We start from the raw sequence: 18,881 nt of genomic DNA, 5'->3' as shown, positions 1-18,881 counted from the left end.
ATTTCTCAACGGCATTTGCCTATTCGCATGGTTTAGAAAAAAAAAGGATTCATTCATGCTCCGTAAATATAGTACAACAAAGAAATGAACCGGCCTCTGTTAAGAGGGCCGGTTCATTTCTTTGTAACATTTTCATTAATATGTCGGCAGCGCCTTCCAAATCTACTTTAATTCTGTTTATTTATTCGACGGACTTCTTCGATAATCAAGCACTTCTAAGTAAAGCACCTGCAGAAACTTTTTGATATTGACCTTTCCTTTTCCCGGCTGCAGCTTCTCATCGATCTCTTTCATTTTTAAACGGATATCTTGAAAATCAAAATACAGCGGCGCATAATGTTCGAATTTAGGATTACCGTAGTCCGCCAAGCCAATGTTCGCGAGATTTGAAACAGCGCACATTACCGCACGGCGAATCCGCTGCTCCACGGCCTTAACCTCTCTCACGGGATCGTGATGGGTACGGGCGGCAATCTCATACAATTCTTTTAGCGGAGGAAGCGACTCTACTTGGCAATGATGAATTAGATGTTCTATGATTTCAATCATGTCTTTGCTTCCGATTTCACCGACGATTCCCATATCCCTGAAAATAGGCTGAATGATTTCCCGAACCGTCTGTTTTCTCTGGCTATTCCCAAAGTTCGTATCCAGATTGCTGAGCTTTGCCATCGAATCCTTGATTTCATTCAAATAGTGCCCCATTTTCCAATACTCGTTCACTTTGGACAAAACCGCTTGGACTTCTACCCTGTTAATCGGTTTATGAATATAAAATTCGATTCCAGCCTGGTATGCCTTGCCAATCATTTCTTTATTTTCGATTTGCGAGATCATGACATATTTACCGCAATAGCCCCGTTGCTTTAGATGGTTTATGGTCTCAATCCCGTCTTGATCCGGCATCAATAGGTCAATCAGCAGGACATCGGGATTCGCACCAAGTACGGCTTGTTCCCCATCGCTTCCATTTTCCGCCGTAACGACGACCTCGCCCAGCCAGCTTTTCTCAATGATGTTTTGCAGCATTCGTATGCAGGCCGCATCATCATCCACAATACCAAATGAAATCATCGGTCATCACACCCCTAATTTCAGTGTATGGGTCGAAAGAGCCACAACAAAGGTTGTTTCTTCGGACGGGCTGGAGGTTTGCAGTCTCAGCTTTCCGCCTGATGAATGAACGATATCGCGAACATGCGACAAACCGATTCCGGTAGCTGCACATCCTTCATCATTAAATTTAGTCGTAAATCCCGGTTCAAAAATAACCTCCTTATTCTGCTCTGCAATTCCCGTTCCCGTGTCGGAAACGACCAATACGGTTTCATCCTCCTTTTCATAAACCCTGATCCGGACCGTTCCCTTGGACTCGATGGCCTCCACTGCATTTGAAACCAAATTATTAAGCACGGTTAACAGCGGAATATAGTGGGCCGTAGCATAGTTGGTGTCTATCCTTTTTTCGTAATGAACCTCCTTCTTTAACATCTTACTATAGCCGGAATTCGACTGGATGACAAAAATAACGATTTCCGCAATGGTCATGTCGGAAGCCGTTTCCCGGTTAAACAGCTTAAGCAAACCAGATAGAATCCGCTGGGAGTCCTTCTTCACCTCATGGATCTGCTGCGTAATGTTCAGCATGGAACGGCAAATGTCCTTTTCTCCGGCGACGCTCAGCTTCCCGTACAATTCATAGCTTTGGGCTGTGATCTGCTCCATCGTATCCATTGATTTTTTCAAATAAAAAAATTCTCCGTACAAGCCTGATCCGACATTAAGCATTTGCTCCAGCCGTTTTTGCTGTTCGTTATGGACGATCCGCATTTGACTGATGATCATACTGCTGTACATTCCTACCACAAAAATGCTTCGTACTACAGAGGTTGCAAGGATCAACATCAACTGTCCCTTATATAGATATGCCAAATCAAATAGAATACTGCGGGTCAACAGCTCTATTTCATTAGATACAAAATCGATTAGCGATATCAAACAGGCTAAAAGGAGCGGATGGCCTTCTGATAAAATACCTTGAATCCGCTTCATGCCGATTGCGAAAACGATGTAATAAAGCGCCGCTGACAAATGGGTTTTCAGACTTACATAGAGAATGAACGTATCGTAAGAAACGAATCCGTCTATGGCTGATCGGAAAACAAGAACCGTAATTCCCGTAACCACTCCTGTATACACGCAGGGCAGCTGCCGCATTAACAACAGACACAGCAGAAAAGCGCTGCTTCCGAGACCAATGCGAAATACTTCTCCGCTAAAGGGTGTTATCTTGAATTCGCCTGCGATCGCCGTCACCACAGCCACCAGTAACATTTGCATTCCGACGTTATTCCTATATCTTTGCAAGTAATCCCCTCCCTGTATCCATCATTGTAAACAACGGAATATTATTTTCATATACGCAAAAAGGCTGACTTCTCTTGAAGTCAGCCCCTCGATTCCTCTATCTGCTTCGGCAATCCTCTTTCTGTGACGATGCCATCCGTTAAATAATTTTGGCCTCAAGCCTTTTTGCAATTAAGGATAAGGCATAGTTAACCGCAAAATACAGAACAGCGGCAAATAGGAGAACCGGAATGACATAGCTATTACTTTGCCCGATGACAATTTTCGATTGATTCATAAGCTCCGGCAGTGAAATGACAACGGCCAAAGACGTGTCTTTCAATAATGAAATAAATTGACTTACAAGCGGCGGCACCATGCGGCGAAGCCCCTGCGGCAGAACGATATGCCAGAGCGTGCGCAGGTAGCCAAGCCCTGAAGAGCGCGCCGCTTCAATCTGTCCCTTATCGATGGAATTCAAGCCGCTGCGAACGATCTCGGAAATCATAGCGCCTTCGAATAATGTCAAAGCCACAATCGCGGCGTACACCGGACCGAGCTGAATGCCGATATCCGGCAGCGCGAAGCGCGCGAAAAAAATAATCAGAAGCAGCGGCAAATTGCGTACTAATTCTACGAGAACGCCAAGAACCGGCGATAAAACGGGCACTTTCATATAACGAATGGTTCCGACGATAGAGCCTAGTACAAAGCTCAAAATAATAGAGAGAAACGCTACTTTGAGCGTCATGTAAAAGCCTTCTAAAATAAATCTCAAATTTTCGATTGAAAAAGCATTGGCGAAATCCATCGGTTCTCCTCCTATCTAACCATGTTTAGCTAGTCTGCGTTCCAAGTGATTCGCTGCGTAGCTTAATGGAAGAGTCAGCACCAAATAAAATACGGCTACAAAAATATAGGTATCAAAGGTGGCATAGGTTTTGCTGGCGATCCGGTCACCGAAATACATGAGATCCAATCCAGCAATTACGCTGAGCACCGATGAATTTTTAACTAAGTTGATAAACTGGTTGCTAAGCGGAGGAATGACAATTTTGATCGCTTGCGGAAGAACGACATGTCTCATCGTTTGCACATACGTTAAACCGGAAGACTGTGCCGCTTCCGTCTGCCCCTTTGGCACGGACAGGATTCCTGCCCGGATGGCTTCCGCTATAAAGGCTGCGGTGTATACCGTTAGCCCGATTGTTCCGCAGACAAATCCGCTGAGCGTGATGCCGAGCGCGGGCAGACCCCAGAAAAAAATATAAACAACGAGCAGGAGCGGTATGTTGCGGATAAATTCAACATAGATGGTACCCCCCCATCGCAATGGCTTAATGGACGAAATACGAAATACGGCAATGACCGTCCCTAGCACGAAGCTGCCGAGCAGCGCAATAATGCTGGAATAAATCGTGTTCATAAAGCCTTCCATGTAGAGGCCAAAATATTTGGTTAAGATCGAGAAATCCGGCATGGTTTATCCCCCTTGCTATCTGACCTGCAAGCATAGACGGCTGTTGCCGTCCATTGGCTGCAACAGCTCGTTTCGCACTAAAATATTAGCTTATTCATACTTGTGAAGCCTATAAATGGTTATATTTCAAAAGAAGGGCGGCCGCAGCCACCCGTCTTTTTTTTAATTAATCTGCTACTCGGACGGCGCCTCCCCGATCCAGTGCTCATAGATCTTCTTGTATTCCCCGCTCGACTTCATCGCTGCCAGCTCTTCATTGACGGCATCTACCAGCGCCGTCTCCCCTTTCTTGATCGCAATGCCGTACGGCTCGTCGGTGAACGGCTCGCCAACCACTTCATATCCGGCATCTTGTGCCATCATTCCATATAGGATTGCATTATCCGTAGTCAATACATCGCCTTGACCCGCTTTAAGTGCGGCGAAGGCATCCTGGTAGTTATCAAATTCAAGCACGGTTGCATCCGGCGTTTTTTCTATAATGTTGTCTACGGAGGTGGAGCCCTTTACGGCCAGTACTTTTGTTCCTTTTGAAATGTCGTCGATGCTTTGAATCGCGCTTCCCTTCTTCACGAGCAATGACTGTCCTGCTTTAAAATATACCTCTGAGAAATCGACTTGTTCTTTCCGCTCTTCCGTAATGGTCATCGTTGCAATGATTAAATCGATTTCATTGTTATCCAGCATCGGAATCCGGGTCTTCGAAGTCACTTCCTTCAACTCCAGCTTCGTCTCGTCTCCTAATATGGATTTCGCCAGCGCTTTTGCTATATCCACATCGAACCCTTCGACTTCGTTGTTCGCTGGATTTTTAAGGCCGAAAAGCTTCGTGTCGTATTTAACTCCGACAACCAGCTTACCTCTGCTTTTGATCGTATCGAGCAAAGAGGAGCCCGCTTCGGTGTTCCCATCCGTTGATCCTGAACGGTTGTTGCCTTTCTCGCCCCCGCATCCAGCTAATACGAATACCGATATCACCATCATCATTAAGGTAACGGTCAACCATTTCTTTGCCATCATTTCGAATCTCCCCTTTATCCTAATGATTTAATACACGATTTAAAAATAAGCGTGCCCGTTCCTCGCGCGGATTGGAAAAGAATTCATCGGGCACTGCTTCCTCGATGATCTGTCCCTTATCCATAAACACGACCCGGTCGGCTACTTCCCGCGCAAAACCCATTTCATGCGTGACAACAACCATTGTCATCCCCTCATTTGCAAGCGCCTTCATGACATCTAGTACCTCACCAACCATTTCAGGATCGAGGGCGGATGTCGGTTCATCGAACAGCATGATTTGCGGCTTCATCGCAAGTCCCCTGGCAATGGCAACACGCTGCTGCTGTCCTCCTGATAGCTGAGAAGGATATTGGCCTGCCTTGTCCGCGATCCCAACCTTCTCTAAATAAAACATCGCTGTTTTTTCCGCTTCCTGCTTCGTCAGGCCAAGCACTTTCATAGGCGCTAATGTGATGTTATCGATGACTTTCTTATGAGGATACAAATTGAAATGCTGAAACACCATTCCGATATTCCGCCTTAGCTTGTTAATATTCGTCTTCTTGTCATGGACGGTGTAACTGTTTATGACCAGATCGCCGCTTGTGATGGTTTCCAAACGGTTAATGCAACGAAGCAGCGTACTTTTGCCGGAACCGGACGGTCCCACCACTACGACAACTTCCCCTTGCTCAATCTGGAGATTAATATCCTTGAGCACATGGAAATCACCGAAATGCTTTTCAACCTGTCGGAATATGATCATTGGCCCCTCCTCCCCATCTCATCCACCACATTTGTTAGATGTGAGTTAGATAATCTCACATAAATACTACAGACAAACTACGTAATCTTATAAAATCCTACATTTTACTTAAATTTTTTATGGATTGGTTTTAAATAGCGAGGTGGAGGCGGATCATACATGCCCAAAAAAAGAAATAATGGACGACAGACATAAAAAAACCTCCTGTCAGGAGGTTTTTTTATACCCGCATCCATTGAGTGTAAGCCTAATCCATCCATTCGATATAGGGATTATTTTTAATCAGCTTCATCGTTCTTCCCGCCAGCTGGGACAGTGGCACGATTCCAAACCCGTCTACCCCTGACCGGATTTTATCATTCAACGGCTTTACCCACTTTTCCGGCAGTGCGCGCGCGCCTTTTTGCATGCCGATGATCGAGCCAGCGGTAGCAGCATTACAATCCGTATCAAAGCCCGAAAGGACTGCCAGACCGATCGTCGCTTCCAGCTCGCCTTCGCCGTACAGCAGCGAGGCAGCCACGATCATCGCATTGGAGATGGTATGGCACCAGTGATGGGGATTGCTCTCGTCATATTTATGATGGATTCGCTCTACAACCGTATCGAAAGGGACAAGCTCTTCGTACCATTGCAGTACCGAACGGATATCGCCGGCAAGCCTGCAATGAGACGGAATTTGGCCGAGCCCGGCTTGTATGACATCCTGCCGGTTGTCCGTGACGGCAGCTGCAGCCAGCATGGCGGCGACCCACATCGCCCCGAAAATACCGTTTTTCACATGGGAAATCGACGCATCTCTCCATGCCATTTCTGCTGCCTTCACTGGGTTTCCTGGATTGATGTAGCCATACAAGTCCACTCGGATCTGAGCTCCGATCCATTCCCTGTATACATTGCGATAGGCAGCGGAATGCGGAGGATCCATCCGGTTAACCAGGTTACGGTAGGCAATCCGCTCGGCCGTGCAGGTACGCAGCAGCGGCAGCAGGTTAAGCCAAGTCTCCGCCACGTCATCCGGCGAATAGTTATAGCCGTATTTTTCCACGACGGCGAGCCCGATGATCGTATAGTTCATATCATCGTCTTCGACCATATGCTTCACATTATTAATCCAGCTTACGGAATCATTGCCGTAGGAGCCGCCTTCGTTCGTGACGCCATACTTCTTGGCGATTTCCGGGTCGATCTCGGAAGAAATATAATAATGAACGGGGAAGTTTCCTGTCTCCTTTAGCAAACCCGCAATCCGATCCTTGCGCCAGCCCTCGATCGGCTGCCCCAGCAAGCAGCCTGCAGAACGGCCCAGCCATGCGCCGTAAACCTTATCCGCCAGATCGGTTTGCGGAATAGGCTGCTTGGAAGTTGGGTTTGCGTCCAGTCGTTCCTTCTGAATTTCCGGCAGGGTCGAAGGCTCTGCAAACGGGAAGTCAGCCCTCAAGGGCTGCCTTGCCATTTCATCCAGATAGGCAGCGGCCATTTCTTCGCGCTGAGGATCATCCGGCTGCATAGAAGCCAGCTTCGCATAGCTGGCTTCCATAGCCGCGCCGATATTTTTGCCCTCGTCAATCGACTGCTGTCTCTCAATATCAAAATGATGACTATATGACAAGTAGTACTGTTCGGAGGCTTTCATAGCTTTCGATCACTCCATTCAGACCCTGCATTAAGAATCCGTATTATAGCTGCAATTTCATGCCGTCAAACGCAACGATGATCTGCTCTTGATCAAAAAACTGTGTAAGGTCGTCATGCAGCAGTCCGATATTATGGGAGAAATGGGTAACGGCAACCTTTCCGTCCTTGCCGAGAATTCCTTTGCTTTTTAGCCGATTCCTTATTCCAAGAACCGCCACGCTATTCAGATGTCCTCCGGTAAACGGCAAATGGCCGTTCGTACAATCCAGAATGGCCAGGTCCAAAGTCGTCTGCTCCAGCCATGTCCAGGTATTGTCGGGAAGAAGTCCCGTATCATGCCCGTAAAAGATACGCTTGCCGTCCTTCTCAATTACAAAGAGCAGGCAGGTTTCGTCCGGGTCATGGTTTGCCGGGAGCGGCGTTACCTTTGCCGTTCCCGTATCCACGGTTTCGAATGGTAAGATTCTGCGCAGGACCAAACGCTCCGCATCCGGTCTTCCAACTGCATCTCGGCACTTGCGGATAACGGCATCATGGCCGTAAACCTGCAGAGGCGCATCAAGCCCGTGCGCATAAACCGGCAGTCTCATTTCCAAATCCTCCGCGCGAAGATGATCCAGATGCGTGTGCGTAATGAACAAATCCTTTACCAGGCCCAGATCGATGCCGTCGCGCAGGACATGGTGAAGCGTATCCGGCGGAAAATCGATCTTGAGCACCCCGTCAATGAGGACGGAGCTCCTTGTTCGCAGGTTTCTGCCGCCAAGCTTCCTTGCCTTAAGGCAATGTATGCAGCGGCAGAACAACGCAGGAAAGCCCTCCGCCGCGGCGGTGCCAAGAAAATGTACGTCCAAGTATGCAGCTCCTTTCTATTCATTTCGTTATGGGACCTGCCTAAAGAGTCGCAGCGATGCGGGTAACATGATTAACCGCTTCCATCGATCCATGCCGCGGCTCCTCGTCGCCTTCGAATTCCACGGTAAGCCACCCGTCGAAACCTGATTTTTTTAGCTCCCCGAAAATGTACTTCAGGTCGACTGCGCCTTCCCCGGCTATTTTGCCAAGAAACAGCTCCCCCGTTAACGCCCGTATGACCGCTCCTGTCGTGCCTTCCGGCACTGGCACGAAATCTTTTACGTGTACATGCCCGACAAAACCCTTTAGCTCATCGATCGCGTCGCTTGAGCTTTGACCGACGAGCAGGAAGTTGCCCGTATCGAACGTACTGCGCAGCGCATGGGAGTTGACCTCTCGAATGATGGACATAACCTGATCGCTGCGTCCCGCGAATAAACCGTGGTTTTCCAAGCAAAGCGTCACACCCTTTTGCTCGGCATAGCGGGCAGCCGCGCTTAGTCCATCAATAACGTACTGCATGCCCTGTTCAAATGATATCGAATCGTTCGGAAGATCACCCGAGAACACCCGGACTACCTTGGCTCCAAAATGGACGGCGGCGTCGACGGCATCCGTGACCTCCTTCAGCTGCGCCTCCCTTTGCGAATCGTCCGCCGTGACGAAATTATTGCATGCGCTGAAGCAGGCGACCTTCAAGCCATGCTTTTGCAGCGCTTCATCGATCAATGGGATATCCTTTTCCTTATCCCGCCAAAAACAGCTGAGCAGTTCCACTCCCGTAACGCCTGCTTCGGAGGCAAAGCCAAGAAAATCGGCCGTATCCCATTTTCCCTCATACCATAATTTATGCACGCTCCACATACTCAAGCTAATGTTCACAATAATCACGCTCCTCATGGAAAATAGGATAATAGCGTTCATTTTTTGCGGCCGTTTCTTCTTTTCAAATACGCTGTACATACCGCTTAACGATTTCTTGCGGCCGCGTAATGGCTGTACCGACAACTACGGCATGTGCTCCAATGTCGAAGCTGCTTAAACACTGCTCAATGCTCCATAACCTGCCTTCCGCGAGCACCGGAACCTTCCTTAGCCGGGACAGTTTCCCGACAAGCTCTAAATCCGGCCCATCCTGCTGCGGACTGTGCGGTGTGTACCCGGACATTGTTGTTGATACGATATCCACACCAAGCGAAATCGCATGGACCCCTTCTTCGTAGGTCGATACGTCTGCAACGATTAGAATTTGCGGGAAAGCGCAGCGAATTTCGCGAATGAGGTCATCCAATGTCTGGTTTCCCGGCCTTGGCAGTCTCGTGCAGTCTACGGCGACGAATTCTGCGCCGGCCTCTACAATATCCCGCACCTCAACAATCGTCGGCGTAATGTAGACATCCGAGTCCTCATATTGTTTTTTATATAAACCAATGACGGGCAGCGAGCATCTTCGTTTTATTTCACGAATATCCTCTGGCGTGTTTGCCCGAATCGCCGCTGCCCCTCCTTCCTCTGCCGCCGCAGCCATAGCCGCCATAATGCGCGAACCGTGCAAAGGCTCATTCGGGAGTGCCTGGCAGGACAAAATAAAACCGTCCTTCAGGTCGGAGACCAGTCTCTGCTTCATCATTTCACCTGCTTTATCGTTATGAGAGTGCACACGGGTCACACTTGATAAGCCGCAGAACGGTAGATCGCTTCTGTCAATTGAATCACCTTTCTTGCATATTCTCCCGATACCATGACCTCGTGCTCGCCTCTGACAGCGTCAATAAAGCTCTTATCCTGATTCGTTGTTTGATCGGGCAGCTGAACCGGAAGGGAACCATCCTTATACGTCAAAACCTCGATCCTGCCGTTCTCGAGATATATCACCCCTAATTCACCGCAGAAGGAATAGAACTCCTTATAGCCTGGTACATATCCAACGATGTTCAGCGCGGCAATAGCGCCTTCTTCAAAGCGAATACTCGTAAAAGAATCAATTTCAACCGGCGCGCCATGCGTGCTGAGCGTCGCTTTCACTTCCGCCGGCTTCAGCCCGGTCGTCCACAGAAGAACATCGATAATATGACTGCCGGAATCCATCAGCATACCGCCTCCGGAAAGAGCCGCATTTTGTCTCCAGGTGCCGGCTTGGCTGCTCTTCCAATCCTGGTACAGCGTCGCGTTGACCGAGACTAGCTTGCCAATTATCCCGTCTGCAATCGCTTGGCGGATATAAATGAACTCCGGTTGAAAATGTCGTTGATAGGAAACCTGAATCAGCTTCGAACGTACTTCTGCAGCCTTGATCAGCTGCTCCGCTTCCTGGGAGGAGCAGGTCATCGGCTTTTCAATTAACACATGGCAGCCAGCGTTCAAAACATCCAGCGCCTGGGCAAAATGAAGCGTATGCGGAGAGCAAACGATAACGGCATCCAATCCGTTATCTTCGAGCATCTCGATATGGCTCGCATACCTTCGGGTATTCACCAGACCGAAGGAGGTCAGAAAATTCAAAGCCGACTGGTCGTTCGGCTCGGCAACCGCCGAGATTTCCACGCCTTCCAAGGCCAGCATTTGGCTTGCATGAAGATGCGCAATGCCTCCCGCTCCAATAAAACCGATTCGAATCGTTTTCATCTGTTCCTCTTCACTCCCCATGGTTATGGATTGAGGCAAATGGCTCCAAACAGCTATGTCCGTCCCATTTCATTTTTATAACGCTCCCGGAATGGACAGCCTCGTCCCATTTCGAATGGCATTCGCTGGTTTTTCCTTGAATAACCGCCGTTCCGGCGTATCCCGGATCGCATTCAGTTCCAGAACGAACGGGCTAGAAGGCAGCATCCCCGATCGAAGAATAACCCGGTTGCCGTCAACCGCGATAGTGTCCCAAGTCGTGGACAGAAGGTCTCCGCCGTCCCAAACTTTGTAGCACGAAGCAATTTTAGCCGAATGCTCATCGATCCGTTTATTGAACGAAATCACAATCTCATGGCCGCTTTTTCGTTCGGCAAGCATCGGAACAGGTTTCTCTTCATACATATATCCGCCTGTATGATACTCGTAAGCCGTCCAAGACGCATACCCAAGCGCAAAAACCGTTTGACTGAATGCCTTCAGCCATTCTCTGCTTTTGACCATGTGCCGCGCAGAACCGATATCGGCTTGAACAGCTAATGGCAGCTTGGGAAACAGCTCCCTGATCTGGTCCGCGAATGGATGGTAGCCTTTAACGTAATCCGCCGGCAGGTCTCCCCGCGTCCAATCCGGCCAATGCGTCTGCAAAAAGTGTATATCCGGCCGTACCTTTTCTATCATTGACGGAGCGTGCAGGCCTTGGTCTTCCCGGAGACGCTCCAGGCTGTCCGGTCCCGCAGCGATAGCGAGCGACCAAGTAGCAACAGCAATATCCGGTCTGGCTTCGCGGACGCCACCTGCCCCATTGATCATTTCATCTATAAAACCATTGACGGCTTCTACGCGAAAGTCGACCCATTTGCGGTAAGCTTGAACATTGCGAAGGTAGTAGCCGGGAGCGTCAGCGTTTGTAAAATCAGGCATATCGATTCCGTATCGCGCTTTGAACGCGGCTTGCGCAAGCGGTCCGACATCTCCATAAACGCCTCTTTGAATCCCGCCCCATTCCGGAAAATACGGCTCGGCAATTTCGATCCCGTCAAAGGGATAGTCCGTCACCAGCTTTGCCAGCGCCGACTTCTTCCACTGCACGTATCCATCGCTAAAAGGAGACAACCGCCAGAAGCCGTCATTCGGTTCCTTGAGCAGCTTCATCTGCCAGGATGGCCATTCCTCCGGAAAACGCTCGGTAGAGAACGTACCGTTTCCGATCACCATTGCCCATACCGGGATCCCTTTTTGCCGGAACGCCAGCAGCAGTTCTTTCTGTATGACATGCTCGTTTACGACAAAATAATGAACGCTTTGATATCCCGCAAGCTCGATTTCCTGGGCGATGCTCTCTGGCGACCGTTGCTGATAATAAGCAAATGCAGGATCGATCTGGATGCTTGGACCAAAGAGGGCTTGCTTGACAAATGATCCCCTGGATGAAGTGGACAATCGATTATACCTCCTTTTCCCAATTTCAATTGTAGTGTACCACCAATTCAGATATAACGGAATATTTTTTTATTTAATAGTTTTGTTTAGGATATTTCCTCCATTATGATTCATTCCACTGCTTATCTCCACAGAAAAACCGGCTGCACACGCCCTATTCCCCTGTGATCCGGGTAGTATAAGATATACGATTTTATGACCGAATTAAAGAAAATATCCATTTAAATTTATTTTAATAAAAAAATATTCCATTTGTCAGGATTGTTGTATAATAGGCTTAATTCTTCATCTATCCATTATGGAGGTCATTGTATGAGTAAAGTCGTCTATCTGCCGCTCGACGAACGTCCTTGCAATGCAAAATTCCCGAAAATGATTGCTGCCATCAGCGATCTATCGCTCGCGGCACCCCCGAATGAGCGGCTTGGCAGGAAGAAAACGCCCGCTCGCTTTGAAGATATCCGCGATTGGCTGCTGCAAGAAACCTCCGATGCCGACTATTTGATTCTTTCGGTGGATATGCTCGTTTACGGCGGAATCGTGCCTTCCCGTCTTCATCAATTATCACTTCAGGAATGTACGGAACGACTCGGCCTTCTCCAGAAATTGAAGCTGCAGAACCCCGCCCTTCGCATCTATGCCTTCAATTTAATCATGAGAGCCCCGGCATACAACAGCAGCGACGAGGAGCCAGACTACTACGCGCATTACGGCCATTCTATTTTTAGGTACGGCTGGTTAAAAGACAAGCAGGCCTCAGAGACGCTAACCGATGAAGAAAGCAGCGAATGGCTGCAGCTCCCGCTTGATGTGCCAGCCTCCATACTGGAAAATTTTCTTCAGCGCAGGGAAGTTAACGCTCAAGTCAATGAACAGGTCATTCGCCTGGTAAAGTCCGGCCTCATCGATCATCTCGTCATTCCTCTTGACGATAATGCGAAATACGGTTTCAGCCCCATGGAGCAGCGCAAGCTTCTTGTAGAAGCCGAACAATGCAATCTCATGGATAACGTGCTGATTTATCCTGGGGCCGATGAGATCGGGAGCATCTTGTTCGCAAAGGTGTTCTGCGCCATCAAAAATTATCAGCCTGAAGTTTTCGTCCGTTACTCCTCCACGCTAGGACCGGCCATTATTCCGAAATATGAAGACCGCAGCCTGAACGAAAGCGTTAAATCTCACTTAACCTCTGGGGGCGCTTATATGGGAGACTCCTCTCGGACGGCCGATTTCGTGCTCATGGTCCACTCCCCTCCCGTGTCTTCGAAGGATGTGGCCGAATCGCCGAATGTATATCGTGAACGTCACCGTTCTTATTTCTCGGAGGTAAATATTGCTGAATTCGTCACGGCGATCGAGGCGCTTTCCCGCAAGGAACATATGGTTGCGCTGGCGGATGTCGCTTCTTGCAACGGGGCAGATCACGCCCTCATGCAGCTGTTGTCCAAAAAAGGCTTGATTTCCAGACTGTCAGCTTTCGCTGGCTGGAATACTTCGGGCAATACGCTTGGAACCGTCATCTCGCATGCCATCGTGGCTTCCTACTACCGCAAAGACGGCAACCGCCTTGAACACAGCGATTGCATGAGCTCTCATTTTTTACTTTACCGCCTGATTGAAGACTGGGGCTATCAAACGATCGTGCGGCAGGAAGCTGCCCGTCACTTGCCGGAGCTCGGCGGTACCTACTTCGATGTAGGGGCAATCCATAGGCAAGTTTCGGAGCTCGTTACGCAAAATCTGCAGCGCTTCTGCAGCGACTATTTAGGTGAATTAGCGGAAAAGAACGCTGCCGGATTAAAAGCCGAGCTTCCTTGGAACCGGATGTTCGAAGTCGACTTGTCCCTATAATAAAACACCCGTCACCAGCCAACTCAGAATCGAAAATGCTGTTCCCCGGCTTACACCCGGAGGAACAGCATTTTTCATGAGAAGCCCTCGCTCAGCTGAAATGGATTTCCTGGCCTTTCTCCGCCGATTCATAAATGCCGCATAGCATTTTCATCACTTCGAGCCCATCCTCGACCGGACTCCGCGTTTCTTTTCTTCCGAGGCAGCTGTCGATGAAATGGTTGATTTCATTTTGGAAACCGCTAGTAAAATCGAAGCCGAGCTGGTCAACCTGCGGCGTAATGTTCAAGATGGTATCATGCCTCTCGCCAACGATAAAAAGCCCCGGCTCGATTTCCGCCCCGCCCCTGTCACCGAATATTTTAACGCTGATCTCATCCTGCTTCGCATGCAGCGTAAAGCTTACGTCAACCAGCAGCGACGCGCCGTTCTCGAATCGGATCATGGCGTTGGCCAAATCCTCAACCGTATTTTTGCTGGAGTCATAGTCCGAGGCTTTATAGAAAGCCAGATTTTGAATATTCGCCCGATTGCCGAGCTGCCGATAGGTATTTCCGCTGATCGATTTCACTTTCGGCTTTCCCATCAAATACCAGCATAAATCGATGATGTGTACGCCAAGGTCGATGAGCGGCCCGCCGCCCGAGCGTTCCTTGTCGGCGAACCAACCGCCCGGGTTTCCTAACCTGCGCAGGCAGGTCGCTTTCGCATAATAAATGTCGCCAAGCTCGCCCGCGTTGATGAAGCGCTGCAAGATATCCGTATTCGAGCCGTAGCGCCTCACGAAACCAACCTGCAATACCTTCCCGCTCTTATTAACCGCTTGCTGGATGCGCTCCGCTTCTGCGACGGTTCTGCAAAGCGGCTTTTCCACGAGCACATGCTTGCCGGCTTCTACAGCGGCAATGCTAATTTCCGCATGCGAATTATTCCAGGTGCAAATGCTTACCGCATCGATTTCCGGATCGGCAAGCAGCTCGCGGTAATCGGTGAACACCTTCTGCGCTCCGCGTGCAGCCGCCTTATTTTTTGCCCGCTCTTCATTTAGATCACAGATAGCATAGAGGTTGACTTCCGGATTGCGCACATAGGAATTTAGATGAATCTCCGAGATGGACCCTGCGCCGATCACGCCGATATTTACTTTTTTCATCGTACATAACTCCCCTTTATCATTTGATAGGACCAGTTTATTCCTGCGGATTGTTCCCCTTGGCGTAGGAGTGCGCCGCATTGCGATTGTTCCCTCTCGCTTCCTCCTCATGCTGTACCTGCATTTTTGTTTTGATGCGGGTGACAAAACGTCTGACGACCTCCTGCGGCCTTGTGATTGCAGTCCCGATCACGACGGCATGCGCGCCGGCCTCGTAGCAGCGCAGGCATTCCTCGATCGTCCATATCCTCCCCTCCGCGAAGACAGGCACCTGCCCGAGCGCGGACAGCTTCCCGATCAGCTCAAAATCTGGGGTTTGCAGCTTCGGACTATAGGGCGTATAGCCCGACATCGTCGTCGATACGACGTCTACCCCCAGCTGCATGGCCATGGCTCCTTCCTCAAAGGTCGAGATATCCGCCATAATAGAGGTGTCTGGGAAGCTTTTGCGTATTTCGGCAATGAGCCGGTCAAGCTTCTCATTGCCCGGCCTCGTCATTGACGTGCTGTCGATCGCCACGATATCCGCACCTGCCCGGATGACCTGATCGACCTCTCGCAGTGTAGGAGTAATGTAGACATCGCTGTCGGGATAATGTTTTTTATACAGCCCGATAATCGGCAGCTTGCATCTGTTTTTGATGGAGGAAATATCCTGCGGCGTGTTGGCGCGTATGGCCGAGGCTCCGCCCGCTTCCGCTGCGGCCGCCATTGCCGCCATGATATCCGAGCCGTACAAAGGCTCATGCTCCTGCGCCTGGCAGGAAACGATAAAGCCATCCTTTAAGCTGGAAATTAACGGTTTGATCATAGCGACACCTGCTTTCCGGAGCGTTCCTCGGCATAATGCCACACTTGTGCGGCTGCACCGATCACACCTGCGCCTGCACCGGTATACGAAGGAACAATCCGGCAATCCTTCCACATGCCCGGAGAGGTTCTCGCTGCAGCTTCCTTCTCTAATGCTGCAAAAAATGCGCTACCCGCTTCCGCCACCCCACCGGCAATGATGATCGCCTGCGGATTAAAGGTGTGTATGATTCCGCTTATGGCTGAAGCCAACGCGCGTATAACCACCCCCATAGCACGAACGGCATAAGGGGCGCCAACCGTCCAATCCGCTAGAACCTCTATGGCGCTCAGGCCGCGCGTGTTAGAGGCATCATCATCGCCAAGCGCCTCAAGCGCAACCCTTGCAATGCCGGTGCCGGAAGCATACATCTCAATGCAGCCATAATTGCCGCAACTGCAGCGGGGGCCGTCGAATTGGACCGAGGAATGACCAAGCTCGCCGGCGCCTCCCGACGTTCCGCGAATAAGCCGGCCGTCAGCCACGACCGCCCCTCCGACTCCGGTACCGAGCGCAAGGCATACGTAATGCTCGTACTGCCGGCCCGCACCGAAGCATTTCTCTGCAATCGCTATGACATTCACGTCATTGTCGACATATACGGTTAAACCGAAACGCTGCTCCACGGTTTGCTTGATGGGAGTCCCCGTCCAGCCCGGAAGCGTATCTACAGCAAACGAAACGGTGCCGGTCGCAAAATCGATCTGACCCGCGCTCCCAATGCCGATCCCGGCGATTTGCTCCTCGCCTTGCCGGATCAATTTGTCGATGCCGCCTAACACCGATTGCATGACATGCTCAGGCCCCAGTCCTGCGAGGGTAGGTACGATTTCATGGCGAATGATCCTTCCGGCTTTGTCGACAAGCGCAAAGTGAATCTTCGTTCCTCCGATATCTACTCCTATGGCATAGTTCATTGCAGCACTCCCTTATGGTTTGTCCTGTAGCCGGATCATCGTTACCCAACCAATCCCGTACGCTCCACGCTCTCAACGAAGTAACGCTGCGCAAATAAATAAAGAATAAAAATCGGTAAAATCCCGAGCAGCGTTCCCGTATTCAAATAAAGCGACGTATGGGAAATGCCCCCGACATATTCGGGACGAACCGCACCCGGCAGCAAATCCAGCATTCTTGCGAGAAGCGTGTAATTCGGCGCGAATAGATTCACAAAGTAGCTGTCATTCCACTGCCATATGAATGAGAACAGCATGACCGTTGCAATCGCGGGCACCGCATTCGGCAGCATGACTCGCAGGAAGGTCCCGGGAATGCCCGCTCCGTCCACATAAGCGGCCTCCTCCAAATCCTTCGGCAGCGAACGGAAGAATTGCCGGAAAATAAAAATATACAAGCCGTTTTTCAAGCCCATGGCAAGGCCCGACGAGATGAAGAACGGCCAGAAGCTCTCCAGCAGGTTAACGCCGTCTTTCCCCGTAAAGAGATGGTATAAGCCAAAAACATCGAAGAAACGGTAATGTAAATAGGTCGGTACCATAATCGTTTGAGGCGGGATGACGATCGTGAAGATTACGATTCCGAACAGAATCGAACTGCCGCGAAACTTAAGCCTTGCAAAGCCATAGCCGGCCAATGCGCAGGAGGTTAATTGCAGCAGCGAAGTGCCAATGCTAAGGATCAGCGTATTGGTTACCGATTCCGGATACTTCAGATAGCCCATAACGGTTTTGATGTTTTCCAGCGTAAAATGCCTGGGCAGCCATACGACCGTCGCGTCGAACATATCCTGCTTGTCGCGTAAGGCGATAGACAGCTTTGTAATGATGGGATATACAATGATGAAGCAGATCCCTAAAATGAGCACGGTACGAATGATCACCCACAGCCAATGCTTCGCTTTCTCGAGCGGACTATGAAGTTCATACCAGCTTGTTACGGCCCGCGCCGCGGCTGACGCCGAGAAGCGTTTGCCTGCTTTCGTTTTCGCTTCCATAGCTCTACTCCCCCTTAGTCGTAGTAGAAAACCCGTTTCGAGATCAGGTAAGTTGAAATGACCAGAATGATCGATATAACAAGAAAATAAATCCAAGACATCGCCGAGCTTACGCCAAAGTCCAATCTTCCGAATGCGGCGTCCTGAATCATTTGCGTCATGTTATTGTCGTAAAAGGAATCGATGATGGTATAGACCACATTCGTTAAAATAAGCGGAGAAATCATCGGAAACGTAATTTTCCAAAAGGCTTCATAGCCCGTGGCGCCTTCCATCTTCGCCGCCTCATAGAGAGAAGGAGAAATCGACTGCAGTCCGGCAAGAAAGATTAGAATCTGCACGCCGGAAGAACTGATAATTTGGTAGATACGATCCACCGCGCCTGTCAAATAGTCGACGATATCCATGCTTAGACCCGTTTGGAACAGCAGCGGCCTCAGCTCGATGCTTCGCAGTCCGGAATAGTTGCCCTCCAAGTCTGTTGAGGCGGAACCGATCATTTGAGCAAGAAAATTGCCGTTATCCAGCTTGGCGATCACTCCGGAAGCCAATACGACGGGAAGAAAAATGATCGCCCTTGCAAGCATCCTTCCCCTAAACTTCTGCGCCAGGAGCGTCGCGGTAAATAAGCTGAAGAAAATAATTAGCGGCACGTTCAATGCCATCGTCGTTACAGCCTCGGTCAATGTACGGACATACCATGCGTCGACAAAAAAGATATTGCGGTAATTTTCAATGCCCACGTATTGGAGGGAGTAGCCCTCCGCGTTAAGCGTCAGCTTATGGAAGCTGAATTGAAGCGACTGGAAAAACGGGATGACCATCAGCAGAAGGAATCCTAACAGCCAGGGGGTTACGAATAGAACGCCGTAAATTTCTTTTTTGCGCTCCAAGCTGAGTGTTCGTTTCTTCGACATC

Annotated in this window: 18 protein-coding genes; 1 reads left to right on the top strand and 17 read right to left on the bottom strand. The window is 49.8% G+C overall.

Annotated elements, in window-relative coordinates:
* Positions 1 to 177 precede the first annotated feature (177 nt).
* The 12 genes from ACN6MW_RS24880 to ACN6MW_RS24825 form a co-directional block, all read right to left on the bottom strand.
* Positions 178 to 1,074, bottom strand: coding sequence for a response regulator (locus tag ACN6MW_RS24880; RefSeq protein WP_419872547.1), 897 nt, complete (start codon positions 1,072 to 1,074; stop codon positions 178 to 180).
* A 6-nt stretch (positions 1,075 to 1,080) separates the two neighbouring features.
* Positions 1,081 to 2,340, bottom strand: a complete 1,260-nt coding sequence (locus ACN6MW_RS24875) for a sensor histidine kinase (RefSeq protein ID WP_419872546.1) — start codon at positions 2,338 to 2,340, stop codon at positions 1,081 to 1,083.
* Between the two features lie 166 nt (positions 2,341 to 2,506).
* A complete protein-coding gene (locus tag ACN6MW_RS24870; protein WP_419872545.1) occupies positions 2,507 to 3,157 on the bottom strand; it encodes an amino acid ABC transporter permease in 651 nt (216 codons plus the stop codon).
* 15 nt (positions 3,158 to 3,172) lie between these two features.
* Positions 3,173 to 3,826: an amino acid ABC transporter permease gene (locus tag ACN6MW_RS24865; protein WP_419872544.1), complete on the bottom strand. Its 654-nt coding sequence runs from the start codon at positions 3,824 to 3,826 to the stop codon at positions 3,173 to 3,175.
* Between the two features lie 174 nt (positions 3,827 to 4,000).
* Positions 4,001 to 4,846 carry an ABC transporter substrate-binding protein gene (locus tag ACN6MW_RS24860; RefSeq protein ID WP_419872543.1) on the bottom strand — a complete coding sequence of 282 codons (846 nt, stop codon included), beginning with the start codon at positions 4,844 to 4,846 and terminating at the stop codon, positions 4,001 to 4,003.
* Positions 4,847 to 4,865: 19 nt separating this feature from the next.
* Positions 4,866 to 5,594, bottom strand: a complete 729-nt coding sequence (locus ACN6MW_RS24855) for an amino acid ABC transporter ATP-binding protein (protein ID WP_419872542.1) — start codon at positions 5,592 to 5,594, stop codon at positions 4,866 to 4,868.
* 247 nt (positions 5,595 to 5,841) lie between these two features.
* On the bottom strand, positions 5,842 to 7,230 hold the full coding sequence (locus ACN6MW_RS24850) for an ADP-ribosylglycohydrolase family protein (RefSeq protein WP_419872541.1): 1,389 nt from the start codon (positions 7,228 to 7,230) through the stop codon (positions 5,842 to 5,844).
* A 43-nt stretch (positions 7,231 to 7,273) separates the two neighbouring features.
* Positions 7,274 to 8,086 (bottom strand): MBL fold metallo-hydrolase, encoded by an 813-nt coding sequence (locus ACN6MW_RS24845; protein WP_419872540.1) that lies wholly within the window; start codon positions 8,084 to 8,086, stop codon positions 7,274 to 7,276.
* A 40-nt stretch (positions 8,087 to 8,126) separates the two neighbouring features.
* A complete protein-coding gene (locus ACN6MW_RS24840) occupies positions 8,127 to 8,969 on the bottom strand; it encodes a sugar phosphate isomerase/epimerase family protein (RefSeq protein ID WP_419872539.1) in 843 nt (280 codons plus the stop codon).
* Positions 8,970 to 9,033: 64 nt separating this feature from the next.
* Positions 9,034 to 9,717, bottom strand: coding sequence for an N-acetylmannosamine-6-phosphate 2-epimerase (locus tag ACN6MW_RS24835; protein ID WP_419872538.1), 684 nt, complete (start codon positions 9,715 to 9,717; stop codon positions 9,034 to 9,036).
* 35 nt (positions 9,718 to 9,752) lie between these two features.
* Positions 9,753 to 10,712 (bottom strand): Gfo/Idh/MocA family protein, encoded by a 960-nt coding sequence (locus tag ACN6MW_RS24830; protein WP_419872537.1) that lies wholly within the window; start codon positions 10,710 to 10,712, stop codon positions 9,753 to 9,755.
* 75 nt (positions 10,713 to 10,787) lie between these two features.
* Positions 10,788 to 12,155, bottom strand: a complete 1,368-nt coding sequence (locus ACN6MW_RS24825; protein ID WP_419872536.1) for an N-acyl-D-glucosamine 2-epimerase — start codon at positions 12,153 to 12,155, stop codon at positions 10,788 to 10,790.
* 312 nt (positions 12,156 to 12,467) lie between these two features.
* Between ACN6MW_RS24825 and ACN6MW_RS24820 the strand changes: the two genes are divergently transcribed.
* A complete protein-coding gene (locus tag ACN6MW_RS24820; protein ID WP_419872535.1) occupies positions 12,468 to 14,006 on the top strand; it encodes a DUF4127 family protein in 1,539 nt (512 codons plus the stop codon).
* A gap of 91 nt (positions 14,007 to 14,097) precedes the next feature.
* Here the strand turns inward: ACN6MW_RS24820 and ACN6MW_RS24815 are convergent, their stop codons facing one another.
* Genes ACN6MW_RS24815 through ACN6MW_RS24795 form a run of 5 tightly spaced genes read right to left on the bottom strand, consistent with a single transcriptional unit; the run spans position 14,098 to position 18,880 of the window.
* Entirely contained in the window at positions 14,098 to 15,159 is a 1,062-nt protein-coding gene (locus tag ACN6MW_RS24815; protein ID WP_419872534.1) for a Gfo/Idh/MocA family protein, read from the bottom strand.
* A 37-nt stretch (positions 15,160 to 15,196) separates the two neighbouring features.
* Positions 15,197 to 15,970, bottom strand: coding sequence for an N-acetylmannosamine-6-phosphate 2-epimerase (locus ACN6MW_RS24810; protein WP_419872533.1), 774 nt, complete (start codon positions 15,968 to 15,970; stop codon positions 15,197 to 15,199).
* Positions 15,967 to 16,926, bottom strand: coding sequence for an ROK family protein (locus tag ACN6MW_RS24805; RefSeq protein WP_419872532.1), 960 nt, complete (start codon positions 16,924 to 16,926; stop codon positions 15,967 to 15,969). Before ACN6MW_RS24805 ends, ACN6MW_RS24810 begins: the two co-directional genes overlap by 4 nt.
* Positions 16,927 to 16,967: 41 nt before the next feature.
* On the bottom strand, positions 16,968 to 17,963 hold the full coding sequence (locus ACN6MW_RS24800; protein ID WP_419872531.1) for a carbohydrate ABC transporter permease: 996 nt from the start codon (positions 17,961 to 17,963) through the stop codon (positions 16,968 to 16,970).
* A gap of 14 nt (positions 17,964 to 17,977) precedes the next feature.
* Entirely contained in the window at positions 17,978 to 18,880 is a 903-nt protein-coding gene (locus ACN6MW_RS24795) for a carbohydrate ABC transporter permease (protein ID WP_419872530.1), read from the bottom strand.
* Position 18,881: the final 1 nt, after the last annotated feature.

The sequence above is a fragment of the Pristimantibacillus sp. PTI5 genome (assembly GCF_048572955.1).
In the GTDB taxonomy this organism is placed as follows: Bacteria; Bacillota; Bacilli; order Paenibacillales; family Paenibacillaceae; genus Pristimantibacillus.
This window is presented reverse-complemented; position numbering and strand designations above follow the sequence as displayed.

Excerpts from the sequence above, each read along its gene's own strand:
- ACN6MW_RS24880 (WP_419872547.1), bottom strand. The coding sequence starts at position 1,074 with ATGATTTCATTTGGTATTGTGGATGATGATGCGGCCTGCATACGAATG.
- ACN6MW_RS24875 (WP_419872546.1), bottom strand. The coding sequence starts at position 2,340 with ATGCAAATGTTACTGGTGGCTGTGGTGACGGCGATCGCAGGCGAATTC.
- ACN6MW_RS24870 (WP_419872545.1), bottom strand. The coding sequence starts at position 3,157 with ATGGATTTCGCCAATGCTTTTTCAATCGAAAATTTGAGATTTATTTTA.
- ACN6MW_RS24865 (WP_419872544.1), bottom strand. The coding sequence starts at position 3,826 with ATGCCGGATTTCTCGATCTTAACCAAATATTTTGGCCTCTACATGGAA.
- ACN6MW_RS24860 (WP_419872543.1), bottom strand. The coding sequence starts at position 4,846 with ATGATGGCAAAGAAATGGTTGACCGTTACCTTAATGATGATGGTGATA.
- ACN6MW_RS24855 (WP_419872542.1), bottom strand. The coding sequence starts at position 5,594 with ATGATCATATTCCGACAGGTTGAAAAGCATTTCGGTGATTTCCATGTG.
- ACN6MW_RS24850 (WP_419872541.1), bottom strand. The coding sequence starts at position 7,230 with ATGAAAGCCTCCGAACAGTACTACTTGTCATATAGTCATCATTTTGAT.
- ACN6MW_RS24835 (WP_419872538.1), bottom strand. The coding sequence starts at position 9,717 with ATGATGAAGCAGAGACTGGTCTCCGACCTGAAGGACGGTTTTATTTTG.
- ACN6MW_RS24830 (WP_419872537.1), bottom strand. The coding sequence starts at position 10,712 with ATGAAAACGATTCGAATCGGTTTTATTGGAGCGGGAGGCATTGCGCAT.
- ACN6MW_RS24820 (WP_419872535.1), top strand. The coding sequence starts at position 12,468 with ATGAGTAAAGTCGTCTATCTGCCGCTCGACGAACGTCCTTGCAATGCA.
- ACN6MW_RS24815 (WP_419872534.1), bottom strand. The coding sequence starts at position 15,159 with ATGAAAAAAGTAAATATCGGCGTGATCGGCGCAGGGTCCATCTCGGAG.
- ACN6MW_RS24810 (WP_419872533.1), bottom strand. The coding sequence starts at position 15,970 with ATGATCAAACCGTTAATTTCCAGCTTAAAGGATGGCTTTATCGTTTCC.
- ACN6MW_RS24805 (WP_419872532.1), bottom strand. The coding sequence starts at position 16,926 with ATGAACTATGCCATAGGAGTAGATATCGGAGGAACGAAGATTCACTTT.
- ACN6MW_RS24800 (WP_419872531.1), bottom strand. The coding sequence starts at position 17,963 with ATGGAAGCGAAAACGAAAGCAGGCAAACGCTTCTCGGCGTCAGCCGCG.
- ACN6MW_RS24795 (WP_419872530.1), bottom strand. The coding sequence starts at position 18,880 with ATGTCGAAGAAACGAACACTCAGCTTGGAGCGCAAAAAAGAAATTTAC.